Origin of the sequence: Aquabacter sp., from assembly GCF_965279295.1 — a bacterium.
Classification (GTDB): domain Bacteria; phylum Pseudomonadota; class Alphaproteobacteria; order Rhizobiales; family Xanthobacteraceae; genus Aquabacter.
The window spans coordinates 61231-86612 of the sequence record NZ_CBDIHQ010000017.1 but is presented as its reverse complement, the minus strand read 5'-3'; the positions used below and the strand labels follow the sequence as shown (position 1 = coordinate 86612).

Sequence of the window (25382 nt, the reverse complement as noted above, 5' to 3'; positions counted from 1 at the left end):
CGCCTCTCGCACCGTCCGCTCGGTGCACCGCCTCAGATCAGAACACCCGATCCGGACGCGCTCGTGAAATCGAGCTGGACGACGAGGTCGTTGTAGTCGAGGTCGCCCCCGCCATAGAGGTCTTCCCAGCCCCAGGTGTTGAGGCCGTAATTCCACACATGGGTCACCCCGGTGCCGTTCACCTGCTCGTTGGCGGCGGCGAAGGCGTAATAGGTGTGAGCCGCGGAGCCGGGCTGAGCATTGGTGAGGGTCATGGCGATGATGTCGCCCTGATCCACATCCAGCAGACCGGTCTCGGTGAAATTGCCGAAGCCCGGCCCGGCGATCGCCGTACCGCCGCTTGAAAGCTCGTAGGCGCGCCCGGCCACCTCGGCGGCATAGCCCGCCTGCCCCGGCTCAATGCCGTTGATGCTGCCGGTGAGGTCGTCCACCCGATAAAGCGTCAGGGACAGGCCGGTGCTGGCCCCGCTCTGGCGGATGCGCACCACCGCCTCCTGGTCGTCCAGCCCGCCCGCCGTCTCGGCGATGGCCAGAGGCCGGGCCAGTTCCACCGCGCTGTTGGCACCGGCATCGACGAAATCGACAAAGCCGAAGGCGCTTGAGAAGCCGGCCTGAGGTGTCGTCGCCTCGGTGCCGCCGATGGTGACGGAAAGATGCGCGTCCGCGCCTGCGATGATCTCGTGCGGCTGCACCTGGGACAGCCCGTCGAACGCCAGCACCAGGCCGGCATCGAAATCCGACTGCATCACCTGCTGCGCGAATTGACGGGTCCAGGCCTGTGCGTCAGTCGCCTCCTGGCTGGAGATGAAGCCGTGGTCGCCGGCATGCACCGAGATGGCGGTGTCGTTCGCCAGGACCGACTGGGCGAGCAGCGTCTGGAGCACCGTGCTCTCGAGCCCGCTGCCGCTGGCATACGCCAGGGCCGGTGTGTCCGAATACATCTGGGCATGGGCGATGGCGGTCATCGCCCGCGCCAGCAGAACTCCGTTCGGCGTACCGAGGCCGGTGACGAGGTCGTAGCCCGGAGCCGCCGAATAGCCGTAGCCGGTCGGCGTGATGTCGGTGCCATCGTCGCTGTCGATGGTGCCGCCATAGATGAAGCTGGAGATATTGTTGCCGATGGTGATGTCGTTGAACGAGCCCGACGCGATCACCGCCGCCTGATACAGCAGGTCGTTCATGTAGCCGAGGCGCGGCAGGCCCTGGTCCTCGAAGATGGCGCTGAGTTGAATGCCGAGCGAGGCCCAGAGCGGGGTCGCGGCGCTGGTGCCAAAAAATCCGTCGCCGACCGAGGTCCCCTCAGGTCCGAAATAATACATGTTGCCGCCGGCATTGGCCGACACATCGGGAATGCCCCGCCCGATGCCGCCGCCCGGCCCGGCGCTTTGCGGCTGTAGGCCGAACGTTTGCTGGTAGCTCGGCACGTCCTGGGTGAGGTCGACACCCCCGGTGCCGGTCTCGTTCGTGGTGTAGCCGGGGTCGAGCGCGTTGCCCGCAAGCACATACTGGTTCCACACCGTCTCGATGAAGCTGGTGAGACCAGCAGCGTCAGCGGGTAGCGTGCGCATGCCGCCAGCAACCAGCGTGGCGAGGATGGAGAGATTGCCGGCCGACGCGCCGGCGAGATAGGACGCCAGCGTCGGGTCCTGCTCCGCGATTTCGGGAGTGCTCAGCGAGGTGCCGCCGACCACCACCGCATAAGGACTGAGATTGTTCTGCCAGACATTGGTGAGCCCGTTGCCGATCTGCGCGCCCGAGCCGCCGTCGGAGGCATCGTTGAACATGGTGCGGTTCATCAGCACCGCGTCCACGAACAATTCGCGATAGGCAGCCAGGAACGGCGAGCCCGGCGCGGGCGACATGAGATCGGTCCAGGAGGAGGAGATCACGCCGGGATCGTTGAGCGTGTCCCACACCGCGACCTGATAGCCGCTGAAATTGCTCTGCGAGGCAAAGCCGGCGCCGGCGTAGAAGCCGATGGTGGAGCCAGCATTGACGGCAGCGACGATGCCCACGTCCAGATTGCGCTCGCCGACCCGGTCCGACGCCCCGTCCCAGATCTGGTTGCCGACCACATAATAGGGCGCCCCGGCGGCGATGCCGGCGCTGGTGCGGAAATCGTCCAACACGGTCTGGAAATCAAAGGTGTCGGTCGGCGCGAGCGAAGCACCGATGGCCGGCTCCACCAGGCCGATGGTGCCGGTGGGGATGGGACTGTCCGGCAGGAGCGGAAAATTATAGAGCTGGCCCACCTGCCAAGCGTAATAGCTGGGTTCGTCAGTGGAGGAATTGCCGGGGCTTTGCGCGCCCTGCGGCAGGGTCACGCTTGAGGAAACCTGAGCGTCTGAACCAGGCTCGACGAAATTATCGACCCAAAGGCCCTGCACCAGCCCGCCCCAGGCGTCAGGCAGCTTGAGGTTGCCGTCCCAATATGCGGCGTAAGGCGCCTCTGCCGTCCCGCCCACCCAATACAGCCGCTCCCCCGTCAGGTCGAAGAATTGCTGCGGCGTCAGGCTCACCCAGAGGGTGCGGGACTCGGCGCTGGAGACATAGCCGCTGGCAGCGCCCTCCACGGAAATACCGAGCGCCGAAAGCCCGTTCGCGATGGTGTCGTAATCCGTCTGGCTGCCGCCATAGGTGGACCAGAGGGTGCCGGCGGCATCGAGATCGGCCAGCACGGTCTGCCGGTTTGCCCAATCCGTGGCCAACAGGCTGGCGGGATCGGTGACGCGCTCGATGGTGAACGCCAGATTGATATGGACGTCCGCGTCCAGTGCGTAGAGGTGGCCGGAGCTAAACCCGAAGGCCTCTGGAACGGTTGCGGCGTCGTTGTACCGCCAGCTCATGAACTCCTGGTAGGTGGAGTTGGCGATCTCGACCATAAGGCGGCTCCGGGCACACAGGAATACAGCGGGAAAGGTGCCTCCGGTGGGTCCGGGAAGCAAGCGCGAGCGGGGCGGTCACGCCTTGAGGAAGGCGGCGAACGCGTCGCCATAGTCCTTGTGCCAGCGCGACAGCGGCGGACGGTTTTCCGCGATATCGCCCGCCGCCCAGAGTATCCGGCGCGCATCCACGGCGCGCGTCACGTCGTTGTCGGGGCAAAGAATATAGAAGTCGCCTGCGTCCACATGCTCCAGCATGAAGTCCACGGTCTCTTCAGGCGTCCAGGCGCCGGCCGGCTTTTCGCTCCGGTTGCCTGCCGTCAACCCGGTAAAGACGAAGCCGGGAATGAACAGATGCGCACTCACCTGGCAGCCTTCGGTGTTGCGTAATTCGTGCTGCAACGCCTCGGTGAAAACCTTCACACCGGCTTTCGAGACATTGTAGGCGGCATCGCCCGGCGGCGTGGTGATGCCCTGCTTCGAGCCGGTGTTGATGATGAGGCCCGGCGTACCCTGGGCGATCATACCGGGGGCGAACACCTGCGATCCGTGGATGATCCCCCACAGGTTCACATCGATCACGCGGCGCCAGCTTTCCGGGTCCGCGAACATGGGGGCGCCGTGCATGCCGGCATTGTTCATCAGCACATCGACGCGTCCGAACGCCGCGCGCACCTCACGCTCCAGCCGCTCGATATCCTCCCGGCGGCTCACGTCGGCGGCAAACGCCACGCTCTCGCCGCCGATCTCGTCCCGCGCCAGATCGAGCCTATCACCGGGCAGATCGACGATGCAGACCTTCATGCCAAGGGCCGCGAAACGCTTGGCCGCGGCCAGCCCAATGCCTGAGGCGCCGCCCGTTATCACCGCGACGCGACCTGATGTGAGAGCGGGGTGGGAAAACCCATTTGAAGGCATGACGCGCTCCTTGTAGCTCGGCCGGCGCGCGCCGCGCGCCGCGAATGCGGAAACCTTGGGTGCGAAAAAGAGCGCCCTTGCGCGGCCGGCGCAAGGGCGGGATAGACTTGCCCAGACAATAGCGCGCGAGACACGAGCGCGTCAGCGCCACGCGGCGCACGCCCCGGCGTGCAACGAAACGGAGAGACCCCATGTTTGTCGCCATGAACCGCTTCAAGGTGAAAACGGGCTCGGAAGCCGAGTTCGAGCGCATCTGGCGGGAACGCGACAGCCAACTCTCCACCGTTCCCGGCTTCATGACGTTCGATCTCCTGAAGGGCGCTGCGAAGGAGGACCATGTCCTCTACGCCTCCCACACCCTGTGGCGAACCAAAGACGACTTCGAGGCCTGGACCCGTTCCGAGGCGTTCCGCGCCGCCCATCGCGGTGCCGGCAATAACAAGGTCCACTATCTCGGGCATCCCGAGTTCGAGGGCTTTGAATCCGTCCTGTCCCAGAGCGCTTAAGTTGCCTGTGAACGAGGTTTCCATGCTGAAAGCCGCCGACCATTTCCCGCCGGGTCATCCCAAGGTCGCCTTCGGCCGCATCGGCGTGCTGCTGGTCAATCTCGGCACGCCGGAGGCCACCGATTATTGGTCCATGCGCGCCTATCTGAAAGAGTTCCTGTGGGATCGGCGGGTCATCGAGGTCAACCGCGTGGTGTGGTGGCTGATCCTGAACCTGATCGTCCTCACCAAGCGGCCGGGGCCGAAGGGCAAGGACTACGACACGATCTGGAACAAGGCGCTGAACGAGGGGCCGCTCAAGACGACGACCCGCGCCCAGGCGGAAAAGCTCGCCGCAGCCATCGCCCCGGATGACCCGCGCATCGTCGTGGACTGGGCCATGCGCTACGGCAAGCCGCCCATCGCCGAGCGCCTTGAGGCGCTCCAGAAGCAGGGCTGCGAGCGCATATTGATCGTGCCGCTCTACCCGCAATATGCCGCCGCGACGACGGCGACCGTGTGCGACAAGGCGTTCGACGCGCTGAAAACCATGCGCTGGCAACCCATCCTGCGGGTGGCGCCGCCCTGGCACGATGATCCGGTGTATATCGACGCCGTCTGCGCCTCGCTGGAAGCCAGCCTCGCCAAGCTGGATTTCGAGCCCGAGGTCATCCTCGCCTCATTCCACGGCGTGCCGCAATCCTACCTCGCCAAGGGCGATCCCTATCACTGTCAGTGCGTGAAGACCGCGCGGCTCATGCAGGCGCGGCTTGGAATGAGCGCGGAGCGTTTCCGCCTCACCTTCCAGTCGCGCTTCGGCACCGAGGAGTGGCTCCAGCCCTACACCGACAAGACCGTCGAAGCCCTGGCCAAGAGCGGCGTGAAGCGCATCGCCATCGTCAATCCCGGCTTCACCGCAGACTGCCTGGAGACGCTGGAGGAGATCGGCGGCGAGAACCGCGAAATCTTCATGCACAATGGCGGGGAGAAGTTCGCCGCCATCCCCTGCCTCAACGACAGCGTCGAGGGCATGCGGGTGATCGAGCATGTGGTGCGCCGAGAATTGTCGGGCTGGATTGCGTAGGTCGTATTTCCCATTGCGAGACGTCTGCGAAAGCGCGGTGCGGAGCGTCTAGTGGGGCTTTGGGCCCCGCGTAACGCAACACGTCCCTTAAGGGGTCAGCGTCGCGCTGCCCACGCCCAGCAGGCGCAGGGCCTGGGTTGCCGCGCGTTCGCCGGAGGCCCAGGCGCCGTGCACCGTGCCCCATAGGGTTTCGTGGGTGTGCTCGCCCGCGAACAGCAGCCGGCCGGCGACCGTCTCGGTGAAGGCGCGCCGCAGGTTGCCGGCGCCGGGCAGTGCACCGGACCACGCGCCCAGCGCGAACGGCTCCTTGGTCCAGCGGGTGTGATGCACCTTGCCGACCTTGCCGGCGACAGAGGCACCGAACTCGCGGGTCAGCGCCTCCTTCAGGAAGGCCGCGCCGGCCTGGGGCGGCCCGTCCGCAAGCTGCTGGGCAAACTTGCCGCCGACCTCCAGCATGTGGATGTCCGAGCCGCCGAGCCGCGCCACCAGCGCGAACGTGCGGGCGTCCTGCGCCTTGATCTGCACCGTTTCATCATCCGGCAGGCGCAGCGGATTTCCCGGCAGTTCAAAGGCGATGTGATCGTAGGCGCCGAGCGTGATGCGCTCCACCGCCGCGCGATAGCGCATCGGCAGGCCGGGCGAAATGCGCAGCTTCCCAGCGTTGATGATGCTGGGCGGGATCGCGAGGATCACGACGCGTCCGGCGAGCGTGCCCTTGTTCGTGCTCACCTGGACGAGGCGCGGCCCAAGGTCGATCCCGGTCGCCACGGTCTCGAACCGCACGGAAAGCTGGGCGGCCAGCCCCGCGACCAGGGCGCCCACGCCGGTGCGGCTGAACGCGCCCGCGTCCCGTTCCTCGGCGCGCGAGAAATCGACGCTGGAGACCTGGTCCAGATCCTTCGCGCAGATATAGGGCCCCATCACAAAATTGGCGCTCGCCGCCCAGGGGCCGAGATCCGGCAGCACGCGGGCGGCGGGAAGGTCGCGCCCGGCATCGCCGGCGGCGCCGATGGCCCGCTCGCCGCGCCGGACGCTGGAGACGAACTCCTCGTAATCTCCCTCGCGCGCCTCTCGCCCGTTGACATAGAGCCGGGCGGCGCCGGGCGCGGGATAGAGTGGAGCACCGGCCGCGGTGCCCAGTTCCACCAGGGGATTTGCGGTCGGGTTATAAAGGCGGGCGGCGCCGAGATCGAACGGACGGCCGAAGATGGCGGTGTCGGTGATGGCCCGCCCGCCGGGCCGCTTGGTGGCTTCCAGCAGCGCATAGGTCCGGCCGGCCGCCGCCATCCGGCGTGCGGCGGCGATCCCAGCCGCTCCGGCGCCGATGATGACCACATCCACCTGCCCCGATGCCTGTCCGAGCGCCCGGACGGCACTGAGCGAAACCAGCGGCAGCGCGGTCGCGCCGGCCATGAAGGCGCGGCGGCTGATGAGGGAGAGGGGCGGTCGGTGTGTCACAGCGCGGCGAGGCTATCACGGGTGGCGGTGAAGGGCGAAGGGGACAGCATCGAACAGCATCGACGGGAGAGCCAGTCTCAGCTTTTCCGGTCGGCGACGAAATGGGCGGCCTGGGTCAGGATGGCGCCGCGTGGAGCGAACGGCGCGAGAGCGGTTTCAGCCGCGCTCACCAGGGTCCCCAGAAGCGTGCCGGCGGCGTCCCGGCCGAGGGCCGCGACCACGGTTGCCTTTCCGGCCTCCGCATCCTTGCCCACTGCTTTGCCCACCGTCTCCTGCGTCCCCTCCAGGTCGAGAATGTCGTCGGCGATCTGGAATGCGGCGCCCAGAGCCCGTCCATACGCCGCCAGCGCCTCCCGCTGGGCCTCGCTGGCGGCGCCGAGCAGTGCCCCCATGTCCACGGCGGCGGCGAGCAGCGCGCCGGTCTTCATCGCCTGGAGATCGCGGATTTCCGCCAAGGCGAGCGTCAGCGGGGTGCCGCCCGCGAAACGCCCCTCGGCGGCGAGATCCAGCATCTGCCCGCCCACCATGCCGCCGACGCCCGACGCCCGCGCCAGCACGCGCACCATGGCGATGCGCACCGCCGGGTCGGGGTGCGCGTCCTCGGCCGCGAGCAGATCGAAGGCCAGCGTGAGCAGCGCGTCGCCGGCGAGGATCGCCGCCGCCTCGCCGAACGCGGCATGGACTGTGGGGCGGCCGCGCCGCAGCAGGTCGTTATCCATGGCGGGGAGGTCATCGTGGATCAGCGAATAGCAGTGCACGCATTCGATGGCCGCTGCCGCCGTGATGGCGGCTTCCGGAGCAACGCCGAACAGCGCCGCGCTTTCCAGCACCAGGAAGGGCCGCAGCCGCTTGCCGCCGTCCAGGCTGCCATGGCGCATGGCGACCAAAAGCAGATCCGGCCGCAGCCGCTCGCCGGCCAGCGGCAGAGCGCCGAGCGCGCGCTCGAGCCGGACCTCGGTGAGGTCGGCGGCGGCCTTCAGGCGGGTGTGAAACAGAGCCTCGGTCACGGAGCTGCCATTGGAGATTGACCTTGCCCGCTCCGGTGCCTCAATGGGGCGCCCCGGTCAAGCACTTGCCGTCAAACACGCAGGGCGGCTCTTGGAACCGCTTCTTGGAACCGCTTCTTGGAACCACAGCTTCGGCTGGGCCGTTGATGCCGAAAACGATCGGGGTGTGGGGATGCGGCGTCTGAAGATCATTGTCCTGGCGCTGGTTCTCATTGCAGCGATCCCGTTCGCGCTCTCGGTGCTCTACAGCATCGTCAATCCGGTCTCGACCCTGATGCTCTGGCGCTGGGTCACGGGCGAGCGCGTGGAGCGGGTGTGGACGCCCATCTCGCAGATGTCGCCGGTGCTGGTGCGCACCGTCGTCGCCTCGGAGGATGCCAGCTATTGCACCCATTGGGGCGTGGACCTCTCCGAAATCCAGGCCGCTATCGACCGGGCGGACGACGAGATCGGCGAGGCGCGCGGCGCCTCCACCATCCCCATGCAACTCGCCAAGAACCTGTTCCTGTGGAACAGCCGCTCGTTCATCCGCAAGGGCCTGGAACTGCCGCTGGCCCTCTGGCTCGATCTGGTGCTCAGCAAGCGCCGGCTGCTGGAAATCTACCTGAACATCGCCGAGTGGGGGCCGGACGGGGAGTTCGGGGTCGAGGCCGGCGCGCAGCGCGCGTTCCGCATCCCGGCGCGCGCAGTCAACGCCTCCCAGGCCGCGCTGCTGGCGGTGATGCTGCCCAACCCCCACACCCGCGATGCCGGCAAGCCAGGCCCAGGACTGCGGCGTCTCGCCGGGCGGCTGGAGACGCGCACCGTCTCCGAGGGGCCGGATATCGTCGCGTGCCTCGGGCTCGCGCGCTGACCCGCAGAAGCGAAACGCCTTGATCCCGCCGCGCGGGGCCGGCAGAAGGGGCATCAAGAGGATTTCATGACCGACACCGCATCGCCCGCCCGCCGCAAGATGAGCCCCGGCCTCAAGATCGCCTTGGAACTCGGACCTTTGGTCCTGTTCTTCATCGGCAATTCTTACGGTGGCATCTATGTCGCCACAGGCGCCTTCATGGTCGCGACCGTCCTGGCGCTGGGCGCCATGTGGGTTCTGGCGCGGCGCATTGCCGTCATGCCGCTGATCTCGGCGCTTGTGGTTATGGTGTTCGGCACGCTGACTTTGGTGCTCCAGGATGACCATTTCATCAAGATGAAGCCCACTTTGGTGAACGCCCTGTTCGGGATTGCCCTGCTCGGCGGCCTGGTCTTCAAGAAGCCGCTGCTTCCTTACGTGTTCGACGGCATGGTGAGCCTGACCGAAACCGGCTGGCGCCAGTTGACGCTGCGCTGGGGCGTGTTCTTCCTGATCATGGCGGTGGTGAACGAGATCGTGTGGCGCAATTTCTCCACCGATACCTGGGTCAGCTTCAAGACCTTCGGCTACCTGCCGCTCACGGTGGTGTTCGCCTTCGCCCAGGCCCCGCTTATGACCCGTCACGAACTCAAGGCGCCGGAGGCCGATGCGCCGACTACCGCGCCGGAGGCGCCGCGCTGAGTTTCGTCACGAGGGGCAGCAGAACGTCCTTCACCGTCGCCTCATTGAGCGGGCCGACGAATTTGTAGGCGATCGCCCCGTCCGGCCCCACCAGGAAGCTTTCGGGCACGCCATAGACGCCCCAGTCGATGGCCGCCCGCCCGTTGGGGTCGACCCCAACGGCCGAAAAGGGCAGGCCGTATTGGCCGAGGAAGCGCCGCGCATTGTCCGGCGCATCCTTGTAGTTGATGCCGACCATTTGCAGATTCGGATGGCGCGACAGCGCCATCAGCAGGGGGTGCTCCTCCCGGCAGGGGGCGCACCAGGAGGCCCACACATTCACCAATGTCACCTTGCCGGCGAAGGTGGAGGCCGAGAGGCCCGGCAAGGCCACCCCATCGCGGACCAGCCCCGGCAAGGGCGGCAGGCTCGCCGTGGGTGCCGGGCGGCCGATCAGGGCGGAGGGAATCCGGGACGGATCGCCCGCGAACAGCCGCACCAGAAACAGGCCCGCTAAAGCCACGAACAAGATCGCCGGGATCGTCAGCAGCAGCGGAAAGCGGCGGCGTCCCCCCGCCTCGGTCTGGCCGGTCATAGACGGGGCCGATCCGAGCGGCGGCGCACGCCGCGCGCCTCAAGCTCCGCCAGCGCCCGCCGCTGGGCGCGGTTATCAAGCACCAGATGAATGGTCAGAGCCGCAAGCCCAACGGTGGCGACGCCATAGGCTGCGGCGATGAAGGCCAGATGGCTCATCACGCCGTGACCTCCGCCGCCGCCCGCGCTTCCAGCGCCTCGACACGCCGGCGCAGGATTTCCGTGCGCATGGCGTACATATGCAGCGTCAGGAACAGGAAGGTGAAGCCCAGCGCGCAGATCAGCAGCGGGTAGAGCAGCGAGGCATGGATGGTCGGCCCATCCATGCGGAACACCGAGGCCGGCTGGTGCAGCGTATTCCACCAGTCCACCGAGAATTTCACGATCGGCAGGTTCACCACGCCCACCAAGGTGAGCACCGCCGCCGCCCGCCCCGCGCGGCTGGGATCGTCCACCGCCGAGCGCAGTGCGATCAGGCCGAGATACAGCAGCAGCAGCACGAGAACCGAGGTGAGGCGTGCGTCCCACACCCAATAGGTGCCCCACATGGGCCGTCCCCACAGCGAGCCGGTGACGAGGCAGAGAAAGGTGAAGGTGGCGCCGATCGGCGCCGCCGCCTTATGCGCCACGTCCGCCAGGGGATGGCGCCACACCAGGACACCCAGTGCGGACACCGCCATCAGCGAATAGCCGAACATGGCAAGCCACGCGAACGGGACGTGGATGTACATGATCTTCACAGTCTCGCCCTGCTGGTAGTCTCCCGGCGCCAGGAAGGCGAGGCCGAGGCCGAGCGCCAGCAGCACGACCGCCGCGCCCGCCAGCCATGGCAGGATGCGGGCGGACCAGGCGAGAAACCGCGTTGGATTGGCAAGGTCGAGAAAGGCCATGGAGGCGTTCTAGACGATCTTTCGGGCGGCGGGGAGAGGCCGCGCCGGAGGCGTGCGGTCACGCCCCCGCGTGCCGGCCAATTCATCAGGGGAAAGGGTTGGGCGGGTGTCACCTCTCCGAGGGGGCATTGCGCTGTTCCCGGAGAAATAGCCCGATCCCCTTTCGGAGAGACACGGCAAGCGGGAGAGGGCGCAGCGCGTCATCGCGCGCGGGTCCCGCCGAAGGCCGGAAGCATTCGTCTCGCACAGAGTTTTCGTTTCCCCAGCATTACCCATGCGGAACCTTCGCCGTCCTGGCCCGTTGCTATCTCCAGAAACGGAGGATTAAACCATGAAGGCAAAGATTATTGCCGCCATGATTGGCGTTGCCGCTCTCGCGACCACCCCCGTCGCGGCGCAGGGCGTGGTTCGCGGCGCTCAGCAGGGCGCCGCGATGGGTAACGATGTGGCCGGTCCGGTGGGCGGTGCGGTCGGCGGTGCCGTGGGCGCTGTCGGCGGCGGCGTTGCTGGCGGCGTGAAGGGCGTGCTCGGCATTCCGCAGAACACCGGCACCTCCGGCAGCGCCCGCAGCACCCGCACGGCGGAACCCGGCACCACGATGTCCCCGGCCGATCCGCACGGCGGCAACGCCCAGACCAGCGGCGCTCCGGTGCGCGGCAGCAGCAACTGACGCATTTATATCTTTGAGAAACATTCTCGCGTCGATCACCCCCGCCGGCAACGGCGGGGGTGATCGCGTTTGTGCCCGACGCTTCCCGCACCGTTACACCGACGCCCGCGCTTAAGCACTTGAAACCCGGCGCAGTGCGTGTCAGCACCGTTCAACCGGGGAGCGGGACATGAACGCAGGGGCGGATATCCGCATTGGTGAAGGCCGGGCACTGGCGTCGCATCCGCTGCGCGCGTCTGTGCTGGCAGAGCTTCACGCGCGCCCCTTCTTCCCCGCGACAACCCCCCGCCGCTTCCTGCATGTGGCGTTCCTCAGCGATCCGGCAGCGGCTCTGGCCGCCCGCGCCGAGATGGACATATTCTGCACCGAGCGCGGCCTGCCGCCGCCCCTGGCGGGCGCTAAGCACCACAGGGTGGAGTTGGGCGGGGCGACGCTGCGCTGGGAAAGTCACGCAGAATTCATCACCTACACCTGGGATTTCCCCGCCTCCGCGCCCGCCCCCGGCGAACTGCCGTTCTTTCCCCCGGGCTCCGCACTTGCCGGGGTTCTGGCGGAAATCCCACAACCCGGCCCGCTTCTGGTGGCGGTAGATCTGCATCTGGTCGCGGATACCGCCGAGGATTTCCAGCTCAATGCCCTGTTCGACCCCGCGAGCCTTGCCCGTTCGGACGTGAACGACGGGGCCGGCGAGATCGCGACCGACTTTAAGGCGGACCCGGCCGGCTTCGTGCGGGTCCTGATCCGCGACCGGGGCCTGGGGGCGGACGGCGCGGGGGCGCTTGTGCAGCGGGTGCTGGAAACCGAGACCTATCGCCTGCTGGCCTTGCTCGGCCTGCCCGAGGCGCAGCGCCTCTCCCCCGAGATCGCCCGCATCGAGGGGCAGTTGGCGCGGCTCACGGGGGCCATGCGCCGCTCGGAAGGGCTCGCTGCCAACAATCGCATGCTGGACGAACTGGTGGGGCTCTCGGCGGAACTGGAGGCCGGCGCCACCGCCTCGCTGTTCCGCTTCGGCGCCAGCCGGGCCTACCAGGAAATCGTCCGCCTGCGCCTCGCCACCATCCGCGAGAACCCGGTGCCCGGCTTTCCCACCTGGCAGCAATTCCTCGACCGGCGCATGGCGCCCGCCATGCGCACCTGCGCGACGGTGGAGGAGCGGCAAGCCAATATTTCCGCCAAGCTGGCCCGCGCCGCCGACCTGCTGCGCACCCGCGTCGACGTTGAGGTGGAGCAGCAGAACCGCGACCTCCTCGCCTCCATGAACGAGCGCACCCGCCTGCAATTGCGCCTCCAGCGCACGGTTGAAGGGCTCTCCGTCGCGGCCATCAGCTATTATGTCGCCAGCCTCGTGCACCTGACGGCGGAAGGCATCCACCAGGGCGGGCTTGATGCGCGGCTGGGCTTCACGCTCGATCCCGGAGCCATCACGGCGCTCGCGGTGCCGGTGGCCGTGCTCATGGTCTGGTGGATGGTCCGGCGCATCCGGAACGCCCACGGCGACCACGATTAGGGGACCCGATCTCCCCCTCACATCGTTTCACCTAGCAAGACAGAACGGCCGATGGCCGGGGAGGACGCCCTTTGGATTACGAAAGTGAATACAACAATCGCGCCCGTGTGCCTGAATGGAGCGAGATTTTTGAGGATTGGAAGACGCGCTCCGCGACCCTGCGCGGTCAGGCGGCCGCCGCCGATCTCGGTGTGCCGCACGGCCCCACCCCGCGCCTGATCCTGGATATTCTCTGGCCCGACACCAGCCGCACCGCGCCGGTGGTGCTCTATATCCACGGCGGCTATTGGCAATATTCCCACCCGCGCGACGTATCGTTCGTCGCCCAAGGCCTGCTGGAAAACGGCGTCGCCGTTGCCCTCGCCGGCTATGATCTCGCGCCGGACGCGCCGCTCGCTACCATCATCAACCAGGTGCGCGGCGCAGCAGTGACCCTCTACCACCGCATCAATCGGCGTGTCGCCGTGGCCGGGCATTCGGCCGGCGGCCATCTGGCAGCAGCCCTCACCGCGACCCGATGGCACGAACTCGACGTGCGCGGCCCGGACGATATCGTCACCGCCGGTGTCGGGATATCAGGCGTGTATGAGGTGGCGCCGCTGGTGCAGACCAGCATGAACGACAAGCTGCGCCTGTCCCAGGATGAAGCCGAGCGCCTGTCGCCCGTGTTTTGGGATGTGCCGAAGGATCGCGTGTTCGAGGCTTATGTCGGTGGAGAGGAAAGCGCGGAACTGCGCCGCCAGGCCCATGACCTTGCAGCGACATGGGCCGCCAAGGGCGTTGAAACGTCGTACCACGCGATCGAGGGGGCGAACCATTTCACCGTGGTCGAGCAGATGGCGGATCCGCGGTCCGCACTGGTCACCACCCTCGCCGCCCAGGCGCGAGATGCAGCTGCGCGGGGCTGATGTCAGTCGCGTTCCCTCTCCCGCTTGCAAGCGGGAGAGGACGTGACCGCGCATAACGACACCTTCCCCTTCAAGGGGCAGCACGACGTGCAGCGTTCCGGCGCCATGGAGCGGAGGCTTGCGGATGTGATATGGCTCACCGCACTGATTTCGGCGGTTCGTTCGTCTCGAAGGCCTATGAAATGGCGAATTGGGGAACGTGGGGTGCCATGAAAGAGCCTTCGACAGAGCAAAAGCTTCAGAGCCTCCTGGCACTCGTGAAGGGGGACGGAAGCCCGAACATCAACGCGCTCTGGGGCATCGCCAAGGACTTGGAGGGCATCAAGCTCAGCCTCAAGTTCTTCGGCTACGACCTCGCCCGGCGCCTTTACGACGAGCGCCGCCGGGTCGCGCCTGATGAGCCCGGCCTCACCGCGCTGCGCTCCAAGCCCTCGACCCAGAGCGACCTCGAATCCCAATGGGTCGCCTATTGGTGCGGCAAACTCGGTATCGCCCCGGTCTATCACCGCAAGGTGTGGGAGCTATGTTACGCCCTTCAGGCGTTCCACGAACACGGCCTTCTCAAACCCGGCGCGCGCGGCCTGGGCTTCGGCTGCGGCGAGGAGCCCCTCCCGAGCCTGATGGCGGCGATGGGCGTGGACGTCACCGTCACCGACCTCGACCCTGCGGAAGCCGCCAAGCGCGGCTGGGTCAGCAGCACCCAGCACACCTCAACCCTCGACAAGGCCTACATGGCCCACATTGTCGACCGCGCGACCTTCGACCGCCACGTGGCCCTGAAGTTCGTCGACATGAACGCCATCGACAAGACCCTGGCCGGCTATGATTTCTGCTGGTCGATCTGCGCGCTGGAACATCTCGGCAGCATCGGCCACGGCCTGCGCTTCATCGAGAATTCGCTTGCGACGGTCCGGCCCGGCGGGCTCGCGGTCCACACCACCGAGTTCAATTTCCTGCGCGACGACGCGACCATCGACAACTGGCCGACGGTGCTGTTCCAGCGCCGTCACTTCATGGAACTCACTGAGCGCCTGACCGCCGCAGGCCACGCCGTGGCCCCTCTGGATTTCGATGTGGGGGATGGCCCGCTCGACAAGTTCATCGACCTTCCCCCGTTCGCCGGGGATATGCCCGATACGGTGGAATCGTGGAAGGCCGGGTCCAACCATATCAAGCTGATGGTCGACGGCTTCGCCTCCACCTGCTTCGGCCTCATCGTCAAGAAGGCCGGCTGACCGCGCGGTCTTCTTATCCCTCGAGCGGAATTCCCATGCTGCCCCTCCAGATCGCCATCGTGCCCGTCACGCCGTTCCAGCAGAACTGCTCCATCCTGTGGTGCACCGCCACCATGAAGGGCGCGGTGATCGATCCTGGCGGCGACCTGCCGCGCATCCGCTCGGCGCTGGCGGAAACCGGCGTGACAATCGAAAAAATCCTGCTCACCCACGGCCATGTCGACCATGCGGCCGGGGCCGCCGAGTTGGCGGACGATCTCGGCGTCGCGATCGAGGGCCCGCACGCGGCGGACCAGTTCCTGATCGACGGCCTGCCCGCCATGGCGGCGCAATACGGCTTCCCGGAAGCCCGCGCCTTTGTGCCGGCGCGCACCCTGACCGAGGGCGAAACCGTGACCGTGGGCGATCTGACACTCGACGTGCTCCACGTGCCCGGCCACACGCCGGGCCATATCGTGTTTGTCCATCCGCCGAGCGGCGTCGCCATCGTCGGCGACACCCTGTTCAAGGGGTCGGTGGGCCGCACCGATTTTCCCTATGGCAGTTCCGACCAGCTGATCGCAGCGATCACCGCCAAGCTGCTGCCGCTGGGCGACAATATGGTTTGCGTGCCAGGGCACGGGCCGATCACCAGCATCGGCGATGAGAAAGCGACAAATCCTTTCCTGCCGCGCTGACGCTGGGCTCTTGCGCCGGCCTCGCACGTCCCCATCTGAATTTTCATGAGCAGGACACACGAAAATTCAGGTTGGGAATCCCTCGACGCGCAAGCGCGCGGCCAGGCGGAGCGGGACGAGACGACGGTCAAGCGCCGCTTCTGGAGCAAGCTCAAGCGCCACGCGGCAGGCGTGCCGTTCGCCGAGGATGCGACCGCCGCCTATTTCGCGGCGTTCGACCGCGCCACCCCGCTGAAGGTGCGCGCCGCGCTCCTGGGCGCCCTCGCCTATTTCCTGATGCCTGCCGACGCGATGCCCGACATCCTGCCGCTCATCGGCTTCGGCGACGATGCGGCGGTGCTGTTCGGGGCGATCCGGCTGCTGGGCGCCCACATCCAGCCGCACCACCACGACGCGGCGCGCTCCGCCCTCGACACCATGCGCGCCGAAGACGCTTGAGCCTCAGCGCCCGGTGGTGAGCACCAGCTTGCCCTTGGCGCGGCGGCCGGCGATCTCAAGCAGCGCCTCGGCGCACTCCTCCAGGGGGAAGGTCGCGTCCACATGGGCGGAGATCTGCCCGGAGCGGGCGTAGCCGATCAGCTCCTGCGTGGCGGAGCGTGCCCAGTCCGCGTCCTTGCGCACCTGGTTTCCGAACGCGACGCCGCGCGCGTCGCAATTCTTCAGCAGCAGCAGATTGAGCGGCAGCTTGGGAATGGCGCCGGCGGCAAAGCCGATCACCATCAGCCGCCCGCCCCAGCCCAGCGCCCGCAGCGCCTGCTCGGACTGCTCGCCGCCGACGGGATCGAACACCATGTCGATGCCCTTTTCCCCGCCCAGCTCCTTGAGCCGCGTCTTCAGGTCCTCGGTCGTGTAATCGATGCCCGCGTCGGCGCCGTGCGCCCGCGCGAAGTCCAGCTTGTCCTGCGAGGACGCGCAGGCGATGACGCGGGCACCCAGCACCTTGCCGAGTTCCACCGCCGCGAGCCCCACCCCGCCGGCGGCGCCGAGAACCGCGAGCGTCTCCCCCGCCTTCAGCCCGCCCCGGTCGCGCAGGGCGTAGAGCGCGGTGCCATAGGTGACGATCACAGCCGCCGCCTTGATCAAATCCAGATCATCGGGCACCACAGCCAGCCGTTCGGCCGCGACCACCACCCGCTCGCGTGCCGCACCGGACGTCATATAGCCGGCCACGCGGTCGCCGACGGAAAGGCCCGTGACACCGGGTCCCACCGTCAGCACATGGCCGGAAAATTCGGCGCCAGGGGAAAACGGCAGCGGCGGCTTCACCTGGTAGAGGTCGCGGATGATCAATGTGTCGAAAAAATTAAGGCCTATCGCCGCAACATCCACCACCACTTCGCCCGGTCCGGCCACCGGCTCGGGCAAATCCCGCACGGACAGGGTCTCGGGAGGGCCATGACGCTCGCACAGGACAGCCTTCATCGCACTTCCTCATGTTTTGGGTGAAACCGGCGCATCCTGTGGGCGGTTGAAACCCCCGGGTGCGGTGTAAGCCGCGACCTGTGTTAAGGAAACCGAAACGCGTCTGTGTGCCATTTTTTTGTCTGCGTCCACCTTTAGGGGCATGCGCAGACGCTGCTGACACATTCTTGGCCGAGCGGTCGTTGCCGCCGCCCACCCAATAGGAGAAGCCATGGCTCCGTTCCGCGCAAGCTCCGCCCTCCTCGGCGCCGCGCTCGTCGTGCTTGCCGCGGGAGCATCCCACGCACAGGGCCAGGCCCAGCCGAAGCCCGTCGCCCAGTTCGGGGACTGGGGCGTCTACAGCGGCGGTTCGGGAAACTCCAAGGTCTGCTACGCCTTGTCCCAGCCAAAGGACCGCTTGCCGGGCGGCCTCAATCGCGATCCCGCCTATTTCTTCGTGAGCACCCGCCCCGGCGAGAAGGTGCTGAACGAGGTCAGCATCACCATGGGCTTCGGGCTCAAGGACGGCAGCGAATCGAAGCTGACCATCGGCTCGCAGTCATTCCAGCTCTACACCAAGGACCAGGGCGCCTGGGTGCGCAACGTGGCCGAGGAGGGCAAGCTGGTCGACGCCATGCGCAAGGGCAAGGACCTGACGATCGCCTCCACCTCCACGCGCGGCAACGTCACCACCGACAAATATTCCCTCAGCGGCATCGGCCAAGCGCTCGACCGGGCGACGCAGGAGTGCAAGTAAAGCTGAGATAGAGGCCGGCAGGCACCGCCTCGGCCCGAACGTCGCCGCAATTTAGCTGTTCTGAAGGGGCCAACCCTTCAGAACTGAGGCGCATCGCGCTCCCGCTGTGGCGGAGAGGCCGCGAAATCGCTATGTGTGGCCCATGACGCTCGTTATCGACACCCTTCCGGCCCCCGCTCTTTCTGCGGGGACGCCGCTGCCCAGCCTCGTCGGCCTCGACCGGGCGAAGCTCGGCGATGCCCTGGTGGCCGCTGGCGTGCCGGAGCGCGAGCGCCGCATGCGCACGGGTCAGCTCTGGCACTGGATCTATCTGCGCGGCGCCACCTCGTTCGACGAGATGACCAACGTCTCCAAGCACCTGCGGGCGCGCCTCGTCGAGGTGTATTCGCTCGCCCGCCCGGAAATCGTGGTGGAGCAGGTGTCGCAGGACGGCACCCGCAAATGGCTGCTGCGCATGCCGGCGGACACGCCCGGCGAGAAGCCGCACGAAATCGAGACCGTCTATATCCCGGAGCGGGATCGCGGAACGCTCTGCGTCTCCAGCCAGGTGGGCTGCACGCTCAACTGCTCGTTCTGCCACACCGGCACCCAGCGTCTGGTGCGCAACCTCACCGCCGCCGAGATCGTCGCGCAGGTGATGGTGGCGCGCGACCAGCTCGGCGATTATCCCGGCCGCGACCGCGCGGTCGGCCCCGGCTTGCCCACCGAGGGCGAGCGCCTTGTCACCAACATCGTCTTCATGGGCATGGGCGAGCCGCTCTACGCCTATGATTCGGTGGCCGAGGCGATCGAGACCCTCTCGGACGGCGACGGCCTGGGCCTCGGCAAGCGGCGCATCACGGTGTCCACCTCCGGCATCGTGCCGGAAATCGAGAAGCTCGGCCGCGAGGTCGGGCCGATGCTCGCCATCTCGCTGCACGCGGTGCGCGACGAGTTGCGCGACGTGCTGGTGCCGATCAACAAGAAATACCCCATCGCCCAGTTGATCGAGGCGTGCCGCACCTATCCGCCCGCCTCCAACGCCAAGCGCATCACCTTCGAGTACGTCATGCTGAAGGGCGTCAACGACAGCCCGGCGGATGCCCGCGCTCTGGTGAAGCTGCTGGAAGGCGTGCCGGCGAAGATCAACCTGATCCCGTTCAATCCCTGGCCCGGCACCAAATACGAATGCTCGGATTGGGAGACCATCGAGCGGTTCTCCGACATCGTGTTCCGTGCCGGTTATGCCAGCCCTGTGCGCACGCCGCGCGGGCGCGACATCCTCGCGGCTTGCGGCCAGCTCAAGAGCGAGACCGAAAAGCTCTCGGCCCGCGAGCGCCTCGCCTTGCGCGCCATGGCCGCGGCGGCGGAATAGGCTGGGGGCGCGCCATGCTGGATCACCTGAGCTTTCCCGTTGCCGACTTTCAACGCTCTCGCGCATTCTACACGGCTGCGCTCGCGCCGCTGGGCATTTCCGTCCTCATGGAACGGATCGATGCCGAGGCCGGGCCGCAGTCGCATGCCGGGTTCGGGTCGGACCGAAAGCCGTATTTCTGGATCGCTTCGGGCCGCGCGATCTCCGGCAGCCTGCACATTGCCTTCGCCGCTGACAAACGCGCCCTGGTGGATGCCTTCCATGCCGCAGCCCTCTCGGCCGGCGGGCGCGACAATGGCGCACCGGGCCTGCGGCCGCATTACCACGCCAATTATTACGGCGCGTTCGTGCTCGATCCTGACGGGCACAATATCGAAGCCGTCTGCCACGGTCCGGCCTGATCGATGGATTCGGTTTTCCGCCTGATCCTGCGGCTGCTGCTCATTCCCACCGCCGTGATGATCGCGGCGACGGTGCAGGCGGGCGTGATCCTGTTCGGGCAATGGCGGCTCGATACCGTCGTTGCCGCCACAGCCAGCAACCCCAGCGCCGGCCCCGAGGTGTTCGGCGCTATCCTTCTCGCCGGCTTCAGCACCGTGGCCTTGCTCGGCATCATCTGGACGTTGGCGGCCATCGGCATTCTGTTTTCGGAAGCCTTTGCGGTGCGCTCATGGCTCTTCCACCTCGCCAACGGGGTGGTGGCGGCCTTCCTTGCCGTGCAACTCTTCCCGCTGCTGCTGGGCGAAGACGCCCCGCTCACCGAGCCCTTCTACATCCTCGCCACCGGCCTTGCGGGCGGGCTGGTCTATTGGCTGATCGCAGGCTGGGGCGCCGGCTTCTGGAAGCCGGTTCGGCGCCCTGTGGCCGAGCGGGCGACGATCCTGCCACCCCGCGCGCCACCGCCGGCCTCGCTGCCGCCGGCTTGATCCCCTGGCAAACGTCAGGCGCGTGCCTCGTTTGAACGCCTCGTTTGAACTCGCGGGCAACTTATATTATGTTTCTGGAGTGGAGAGAGAGGGTTTCCCCTCTCTCCCCTTTTTATCAGCCGAGAGCCAAGCGGAAGGTGAGGGTCCATCTCACCTTCCGCACTCGTCGGATGCTGATAGACACGCGAATCCGCGGCAAAAGCCACATCATCATAATGCCCTCCAGTGATCGAGCGAGGCTGTCGCCCGCAGGTGCCGAGAGCCAACCTCGACACGGGGCGCTGGCCCACCCTGGCATTTTGCCCGATCAGCTCATATTCTAGAATTTTCGAGGTCACTGGTCGAGCCGTAGGCGTCGTCAAAGATTACCCGGCCGCCGCATGCGCCAGGGCCATCTCCATACGGTCATTGCCCCAGAACAACTCGCCGTCCGACGTGATGAATGTCGGCGCACCGAACACCCCGGCGATGCGGGCCTGCTCGGTCTGGGCGCGCAGCTTGTCCTTGTTGGCCTGGGTTTCCGCCTGCGCGATCACGTCGTCGCAAAAATGGCCCAAGCCGGCGAGAACCTGTCGGACGATCTCCCGATCGCCAATGTCCTGGCCCTGCGCGAAAGACCGGTTGAACACTGCGCGTGAGAATGCCGGGCGGGAGGCATCGTTGAGATGGACCGCCACGCGCGCCGCCAGCAGGCCATTGGCCGGGAACGGCTGCGGCCGCACGATCGGCGGCAGCACATAGCTCGCCGCGAGGCGCTCAAGGTCGCGCCACATATGCTTGCCCTTCTCGGGGTAGACGTTGAAGGGGGAGGAGGAGAGCCCCTGGGCGGCAAAGATCGGCCCCAGCAGGAACGGCCGCCAGTTCACGACAACGCGCGCGGCCTCGGCCAGCGGACCCATGCGCGCGACCGCGAGATAGGAATAGGTCGAGGCGAACTCATAGTAGAAATCGATGCTGGCCCTGGCCATCATGCACTCCGCACGCTAAATCGGGGCGATAGTGGAACGGGCGCTCGCCTCCCTGCAAGCGCCCCGCTCAACCCGTGAGGCGGACGCACCCTTGAAGCTGGCCGTGTTTTTCGCCCTTGTGACCGGCGCGGCGGTGGCGATCCTCTTCACCGTCTTCCCCGAATGGGACCTCGCCATCACGGCCTCGTTCTGGGATGCGGGCACCCGCAGCTTCCATCTCTCCGGCTTCTCGTGGAGCCGCGCGTTCCGCACCGCCGCCAACGTCATCCCTTGGATTTTCGCCGGCCCGGCCTTCGCTGCGGTGATCCTCAAGCTCTTGTTTCCCGGCCGGCGCATGTTCATGCCGGCACGCGCCGCCGTGCTGCTCGCCGTGACCATGGCGCTGGGACCGGGCCTGATCGTCAACAGCCTGCTGAAAGAGCATTGGGGCCGCCCCCGGCCGGTGCACCTGGAAACCTTCGGCGGCAAGGACGTGTTCAATCCCTGGTATTCGACCGAGGGCAAATGCCCCGGCAATTGCTCGTTCGTCTCCGGCGAGGGGTCGCTCGGCTTCTGGCTCATCGCCCCCGCCAGCCTCGTGCCGGCGCCCTATACCGGCCTCGCCATCGGCGCCGCTGCGCTGTTCGGCGCCACGGCGGGCGGGTTGCGCATCGCCTTTGGCGGGCATTTCTTCACCGACGTGGTGTTTTCGGCGGTTCTCACCATCATGATCATCGCCGGGACGCGCTTCTTGCTGTTCGACCGAAAGAACGCCCCGAGCGACGCCGCGACCGAGCAGGTGCTCGCGCGGCTGGGCCGCGCGCTCCACGCTCTGGTCGGGTTCCTGTGGCGCAGCCTCCTTTGGGGCCTGTGCACATGCGTGCGTGCGGTCACCTCCACCATCCGAACCCTTGCCCGCGCGCTTCGCACGCACTTGTCACGGCGCGGCTCGGGCCTATAGTCCGCGCCGAAATTCAGAACCTTTGAGAGATCCGATGGCCCGCGACGTGAAGAAGGTGGTGCTTGCTTATTCCGGCGGGCTCGACACCTCGGTGATCCTCAAATGGCTCCAGACCACCTATGGCTGCGAGGTGGTGACGTTCACCGCCGATCTCGGCCAGGGCGAGGAACTGGCCCCGGCCCGCGACAAGGCGCTCCTGCTCGGCATCAAGCCGGAAAACATCTTCATCGAGGACGTGCGCGAGGAATTCGTGCGGGACTATGTGTTCCCCATGTTCCGCGCCAATGCGGTCTATGAGGGCCAGTATCTGCTCGGCACCTCGATCGCCCGCCCGCTGATCGCCAAGAAGCAGATCGAGATCGCCCGCAAGGTCGGCGCCGATGCGGTGTCCCACGGCGCCACCGGCAAGGGCAACGACCAGGTGCGCTTCGAGTTGGGCTATTACGCCCTCGAACCCGAGATCACGGTCATCGCGCCCTGGCGTGAATGGGACCTCACCTCGCGCACCCGGCTGCTGGAATTCGCCGAGAGCCACCAGATCCCCATTTCCAAGGACAAGCGTGGCGAAGCGCCGTTCTCGGTCGATGCCAATCTTCTGCACTCCTCATCCGAGGGCAAAGTGCTGGAAGACCCGGCCGACGAGGCGCCGGAATATGTCTACCAGCGCACCATTTCCCCCGAGGACGCGCCGGACCGTGCCACCATCGTCGAGGTCGGCTTCCAGCAGGGCGACGCGGTCTCCATCGACGGCGAATTGCTGAGCCCGGCGACGCTGCTCGCCAAGCTCAACGAACTGGGCAAGGCCAACGGCATCGGCCGGCTCGATCTGGTGGAGAACCGCTTCGTCGGCATGAAGTCGCGCGGCGTCTACGAGACCCCCGGCGGCACCATCCTGCTGGTGGCCCATCGCGGCATCGAGAGCATCACGCTCGATCGCGGCGCGGCGCACCTGAAGGACGAGCTGATGCCGCGCTATGCGGAGCTGATCTACAACGGCTTCTGGTTCGCCCCCGAGCGCGAAATGCTCCAGGCCGCCATCGACCATTCCCAGCGCTACGTCTCCGGCAGCGTGAAGCTGAAGCTCTACAAGGGCAATGTCAGCGTCATCGGCCGCGAGAGCCCCTATTCGCTCTACAACCAAGACCTCGTGACCTTCGAGGAAGGCGCGGTCGCCTACGACCATCGCGACGCCGCCGGCTTCATCAAGCTGAACGCGCTGCGCCTGCGCACCTATGGCGCGCGCGCCCGCAAGTCGACCTGAGACTAAAGCCGTCTCAGGCCGATTTGCGAAACACCCGCCCCTCGGCCTCCTCGCCCGTCGCACCGATCAGGCCGGCGGGGTCGGTGGCGATCTCGATGTCGGCTTCGTCCACGCTCGCCTCATCGACGCCCTGCGCCGGTGGGGCATTGCCCGACCCGAGCAGCGTATAGGACAGCGCCGCCAGCACGCCCATGGCGGGAATGACCGCCCCCAGGGCATCGGCGGGATCATGGAACAGGCTCGACACCGCAGAGCCGATGAACCCGCCGCCGATCTGCATGCAGCCCATCAGCGCCGCCGCCGAGCCGGCCATGGTGGGAAAGCCGGACAGGGCGGTCGTCGTGCATCCCGGAATCACCCAGGATATCCCGAACGCCCAGATCCCAACCGGGATCATGACCGTCAGGAAGGCGATCTCCGCGAAAAACGGCAGCGTCGTCAGCAGCACGCAAGACAGCAGCATGAGACAGATGCCGACAGGAATGAGCCGGTTGGCGTCCAGTTTGCGCATCAGGCGGCCCGCGACCAGCGTGCCGGCGATGAACGAGCCGGTCTGGAACATCATCCCGAACCCGAACTGGGTCGGGGAGAGTTGGACCCGTTCGATCAGCACGAACGGCAGGATCGAAGCCAGCGAATAGATGCCGCCGACGCCGAAGCCGATCAGCAGGCTGGTGCGCATGAAGCGCACATCGCGCAGCAGAACGCCGTAATTGTGCAGCACCCGGCCGGGGCGCGCTTGGGCTGGATCCGGCTTGGGATTGGTCTCCGGCACCCCGAACCCCAGCAGCGCCAGAACCATGAAGCCCCAGAGCACCATGACGTAGAACAGCGGCTGCCAGCCGGCGACCCCGAGGATCAACCCGCCGATGCTCGGCGCCAGTGCCGGGCCGACCGCCTGCATGGAGCCGATCAGGTTGAGAATGCGGGAGGAGGATTGCCCGGTGAACTGGTCGCGCACGATCGCCCGCGCGATCGCCGGCCCCGCCGCGACGCCGATGCCCTGGAGCGCGCGCCCGACGATCAGCCAATGGATGTCCCCGGCGAATGCCGCCACCAGGCTTCCCACCACATAGAGCGTGAAGAAGCCGAGCGCGGTGGGGCGGCGTCCGAAGGCGTCGGAGAGCGGGCCGCAGACCAGTTGGGAAAAGGCGAAACCGCCGAAATACACGCTGAGCGTCAGCTTCATGACCGACGAGGTGGTGCCGAACGCCTGCACCAGCGTCGGCATCGCCGGGGTGTACAGCGCCATGCTCATGGGTCCGAGAACGATGATGACCGCACCGATGATCGCGGTGCGGCGCTCGGACATGAGCTGAGTCATTTCTCGTCGACCCGCTGCCCCATGCAGAGATTTTTTCGGATCAGCTCCAAAGCCGCACGGAACGCGGCGCGATCCTCTTCGCTCAGCCCGTCCAACGCCTCTTCCCGTGCATGGGCGGCGGCGGAAACCACCCGCTCCAGCAGCGGGGCGGCGGTCTCGGTGAGGCGAACGATCTTGGCGCGACGGTCGGTGGGGTCGGCGTCGCGAACGATCAGGCCCTGGGTCTCCAGGCGATCCAGGAAACCGACCAGGGTCATCGGCTCGACGTTCATGCGCACGGCCAACGCCGTCTGCCGCAAGCCGGGATTGATGTTCACATGCGCCAGGGTGCGCGCTTCGCCAGCGGTCAGGCCGAGGCCTGCCTGCTCAAAGGCGCGATCGATGCTGGCCCGATAAAGCCGGGCGGCATCAACAAGGAGAAAACCGAGGGGCGCTTCATTCATGATCGGATCGCAATACTATATGCAAACCTTATTATCAATAAGAAGATATATCCTTTCAACGCGACGCGTTGGCACATCTGCTCTCTTCCCTTGATGACAGCCCCGTTGGGACCAATACTTGGCTTTACGAAGCGGTGCGCTTCGCAGCGGAGGCGTTGCATTGCTGAGCGGAATTCGTGA

The 25382-nt window shown here is 66.8% G+C and carries 27 protein-coding genes; 16 read left to right on the top strand and 11 right to left on the bottom strand.

Annotated features, from left to right (window positions below):
• Positions 1 to 32 precede the first annotated feature (32 nt).
• Positions 33 to 2882 carry a DUF4114 domain-containing protein gene (locus ADADO0_RS15105; RefSeq protein ID WP_511306003.1) on the bottom strand — a complete coding sequence of 950 codons (2850 nt, stop codon included), beginning with the start codon at positions 2880 to 2882 and terminating at the stop codon, positions 33 to 35.
• Positions 2883 to 2960: 78 nt separating this feature from the next.
• The gene (locus ADADO0_RS15100; protein ID WP_511306002.1) at positions 2961 to 3800 is read right to left on the bottom strand and encodes an SDR family NAD(P)-dependent oxidoreductase; all 840 of its coding nucleotides are present in this window, start codon (positions 3798 to 3800) and stop codon (positions 2961 to 2963) included.
• Between the two features lie 191 nt (positions 3801 to 3991).
• Between ADADO0_RS15100 and hmuQ the strand changes: the two genes are divergently transcribed.
• Both hmuQ and hemH read left to right on the top strand, forming a co-directional pair.
• Entirely contained in the window at positions 3992 to 4306 is a 315-nt protein-coding gene (gene hmuQ, locus ADADO0_RS15095) for a heme-degrading protein HmuQ (RefSeq protein ID WP_511306001.1), read from the top strand.
• 22 nt (positions 4307 to 4328) lie between these two features.
• On the top strand, positions 4329 to 5369 hold the full coding sequence (gene hemH / locus ADADO0_RS15090) for a ferrochelatase (protein ID WP_511305999.1): 1041 nt from the start codon (positions 4329 to 4331) through the stop codon (positions 5367 to 5369).
• An 87-nt stretch (positions 5370 to 5456) separates the two neighbouring features.
• Here the strand turns inward: hemH and ADADO0_RS15085 are convergent, their stop codons facing one another.
• Positions 5457 to 6827: a flavin monoamine oxidase family protein gene (locus tag ADADO0_RS15085; protein WP_511305998.1), complete on the bottom strand. Its 1371-nt coding sequence runs from the start codon at positions 6825 to 6827 to the stop codon at positions 5457 to 5459.
• A gap of 77 nt (positions 6828 to 6904) precedes the next feature.
• On the bottom strand, positions 6905 to 7834 hold the full coding sequence (locus tag ADADO0_RS15080; protein ID WP_511305996.1) for a polyprenyl synthetase family protein: 930 nt from the start codon (positions 7832 to 7834) through the stop codon (positions 6905 to 6907).
• 172 nt (positions 7835 to 8006) lie between these two features.
• Between ADADO0_RS15080 and ADADO0_RS15075 the strand changes: the two genes are divergently transcribed.
• Both ADADO0_RS15075 and ADADO0_RS15070 read left to right on the top strand, forming a co-directional pair.
• Positions 8007 to 8687, top strand: a complete 681-nt coding sequence (locus tag ADADO0_RS15075) for a transglycosylase domain-containing protein (protein WP_511305995.1) — start codon at positions 8007 to 8009, stop codon at positions 8685 to 8687.
• Positions 8688 to 8753: 66 nt separating this feature from the next.
• Complete coding sequence (locus ADADO0_RS15070) at positions 8754 to 9368, top strand: septation protein A (protein WP_511305994.1); 615 nt, start codon at positions 8754 to 8756, stop codon at positions 9366 to 9368.
• Here the strand turns inward: ADADO0_RS15070 and ADADO0_RS15065 are convergent.
• The 3 genes from ADADO0_RS15065 to ADADO0_RS15055 are packed head-to-tail and all read right to left on the bottom strand — an operon-like array spanning position 9343 to position 10831.
• Positions 9343 to 9942 (bottom strand): DsbE family thiol:disulfide interchange protein, encoded by a 600-nt coding sequence (locus ADADO0_RS15065; protein WP_511305993.1) that lies wholly within the window; start codon positions 9940 to 9942, stop codon positions 9343 to 9345. The genes ADADO0_RS15070 and ADADO0_RS15065 overlap by 26 nt on opposite strands.
• On the bottom strand, positions 9939 to 10100 hold the full coding sequence (gene ccmD / locus ADADO0_RS15060; protein ID WP_511305992.1) for a heme exporter protein CcmD: 162 nt from the start codon (positions 10098 to 10100) through the stop codon (positions 9939 to 9941). The genes ADADO0_RS15065 and ccmD overlap by 4 nt, the downstream gene beginning before the upstream one ends.
• On the bottom strand, positions 10100 to 10831 hold the full coding sequence (locus ADADO0_RS15055; protein WP_511305991.1) for a heme ABC transporter permease: 732 nt from the start codon (positions 10829 to 10831) through the stop codon (positions 10100 to 10102). Before ADADO0_RS15055 ends, ccmD begins: the two co-directional genes overlap by 1 nt.
• A 331-nt stretch (positions 10832 to 11162) precedes the next feature.
• Here ADADO0_RS15055 and ADADO0_RS15050 point away from each other — a divergent pair, with 331 nt between their 5' ends.
• The 6 genes from ADADO0_RS15050 (at position 11163) to ADADO0_RS15025 (ending at position 16266) form a co-directional block, all read left to right on the top strand.
• Positions 11163 to 11501 carry a hypothetical protein gene (locus ADADO0_RS15050; RefSeq protein ID WP_511305990.1) on the top strand — a complete coding sequence of 113 codons (339 nt, stop codon included), beginning with the start codon at positions 11163 to 11165 and terminating at the stop codon, positions 11499 to 11501.
• A gap of 169 nt (positions 11502 to 11670) precedes the next feature.
• The gene (locus ADADO0_RS15045) at positions 11671 to 13008 is read left to right on the top strand and encodes a DUF3422 family protein (protein WP_511305989.1); all 1338 of its coding nucleotides are present in this window, start codon (positions 11671 to 11673) and stop codon (positions 13006 to 13008) included.
• Between the two features lie 71 nt (positions 13009 to 13079).
• Positions 13080 to 13916 (top strand): alpha/beta hydrolase, encoded by an 837-nt coding sequence (locus tag ADADO0_RS15040; RefSeq protein ID WP_511305987.1) that lies wholly within the window; start codon positions 13080 to 13082, stop codon positions 13914 to 13916.
• A 131-nt stretch (positions 13917 to 14047) separates the two neighbouring features.
• The gene (locus ADADO0_RS15035; protein WP_511305985.1) at positions 14048 to 15151 is read left to right on the top strand and encodes an SAM-dependent methyltransferase; all 1104 of its coding nucleotides are present in this window, start codon (positions 14048 to 14050) and stop codon (positions 15149 to 15151) included.
• Positions 15152 to 15180: 29 nt separating this feature from the next.
• Entirely contained in the window at positions 15181 to 15828 is a 648-nt protein-coding gene (locus ADADO0_RS15030; protein WP_511306537.1) for an MBL fold metallo-hydrolase, read from the top strand.
• 45 nt (positions 15829 to 15873) lie between these two features.
• On the top strand, positions 15874 to 16266 hold the full coding sequence (locus ADADO0_RS15025) for a YkvA family protein (protein ID WP_511305984.1): 393 nt from the start codon (positions 15874 to 15876) through the stop codon (positions 16264 to 16266).
• Between the two features lie 3 nt (positions 16267 to 16269).
• Here ADADO0_RS15025 and ADADO0_RS15020 read toward each other — a convergent pair whose 3' ends face one another.
• A complete protein-coding gene (locus ADADO0_RS15020) occupies positions 16270 to 17250 on the bottom strand; it encodes an NADPH:quinone oxidoreductase family protein (protein WP_511305982.1) in 981 nt (326 codons plus the stop codon).
• Positions 17251 to 17461: 211 nt separating this feature from the next.
• Here ADADO0_RS15020 and ADADO0_RS15015 point away from each other — a divergent pair, with 211 nt between their 5' ends.
• From ADADO0_RS15015 to ADADO0_RS15000, 4 genes are all read left to right on the top strand, one after another.
• The gene (locus ADADO0_RS15015; RefSeq protein WP_511305981.1) at positions 17462 to 17986 is read left to right on the top strand and encodes an invasion associated locus B family protein; all 525 of its coding nucleotides are present in this window, start codon (positions 17462 to 17464) and stop codon (positions 17984 to 17986) included.
• Between the two features lie 142 nt (positions 17987 to 18128).
• On the top strand, positions 18129 to 19340 hold the full coding sequence (rlmN, locus tag ADADO0_RS15010) for a dual-specificity RNA methyltransferase RlmN (protein WP_511305980.1): 1212 nt from the start codon (positions 18129 to 18131) through the stop codon (positions 19338 to 19340).
• Between the two features lie 14 nt (positions 19341 to 19354).
• The gene (locus tag ADADO0_RS15005) at positions 19355 to 19741 is read left to right on the top strand and encodes a VOC family protein (RefSeq protein ID WP_511305979.1); all 387 of its coding nucleotides are present in this window, start codon (positions 19355 to 19357) and stop codon (positions 19739 to 19741) included.
• 3 nt (positions 19742 to 19744) lie between these two features.
• Positions 19745 to 20266: a hypothetical protein gene (locus ADADO0_RS15000; RefSeq protein ID WP_511305978.1), complete on the top strand. Its 522-nt coding sequence runs from the start codon at positions 19745 to 19747 to the stop codon at positions 20264 to 20266.
• Positions 20267 to 20631: 365 nt separating this feature from the next.
• Here ADADO0_RS15000 and ADADO0_RS14995 read toward each other — a convergent pair whose 3' ends face one another.
• Positions 20632 to 21237, bottom strand: a complete 606-nt coding sequence (locus ADADO0_RS14995; protein WP_511305977.1) for a 2-hydroxychromene-2-carboxylate isomerase — start codon at positions 21235 to 21237, stop codon at positions 20632 to 20634.
• An 88-nt stretch (positions 21238 to 21325) separates the two neighbouring features.
• On the opposite strand from ADADO0_RS14995, the gene ADADO0_RS14990 reads away from it, so the two are divergent.
• A complete protein-coding gene (locus ADADO0_RS14990) occupies positions 21326 to 22174 on the top strand; it encodes a phosphatase PAP2 family protein (protein ID WP_511305976.1) in 849 nt (282 codons plus the stop codon).
• A gap of 34 nt (positions 22175 to 22208) precedes the next feature.
• On the top strand, positions 22209 to 23435 hold the full coding sequence (locus tag ADADO0_RS14985; RefSeq protein WP_511305974.1) for an argininosuccinate synthase: 1227 nt from the start codon (positions 22209 to 22211) through the stop codon (positions 23433 to 23435).
• A gap of 13 nt (positions 23436 to 23448) precedes the next feature.
• Here the strand turns inward: ADADO0_RS14985 and ADADO0_RS14980 are convergent, their stop codons facing one another.
• Together ADADO0_RS14980 and ADADO0_RS14975 are read right to left on the bottom strand one after the other, a co-directional pair.
• Positions 23449 to 24759 carry a multidrug effflux MFS transporter gene (locus tag ADADO0_RS14980; RefSeq protein WP_511305973.1) on the bottom strand — a complete coding sequence of 437 codons (1311 nt, stop codon included), beginning with the start codon at positions 24757 to 24759 and terminating at the stop codon, positions 23449 to 23451.
• Positions 24756 to 25202: a MarR family winged helix-turn-helix transcriptional regulator gene (locus tag ADADO0_RS14975; protein WP_511305972.1), complete on the bottom strand. Its 447-nt coding sequence runs from the start codon at positions 25200 to 25202 to the stop codon at positions 24756 to 24758. Before ADADO0_RS14975 ends, ADADO0_RS14980 begins: the two co-directional genes overlap by 4 nt.
• Positions 25203 to 25382 lie beyond the last annotated feature (180 nt).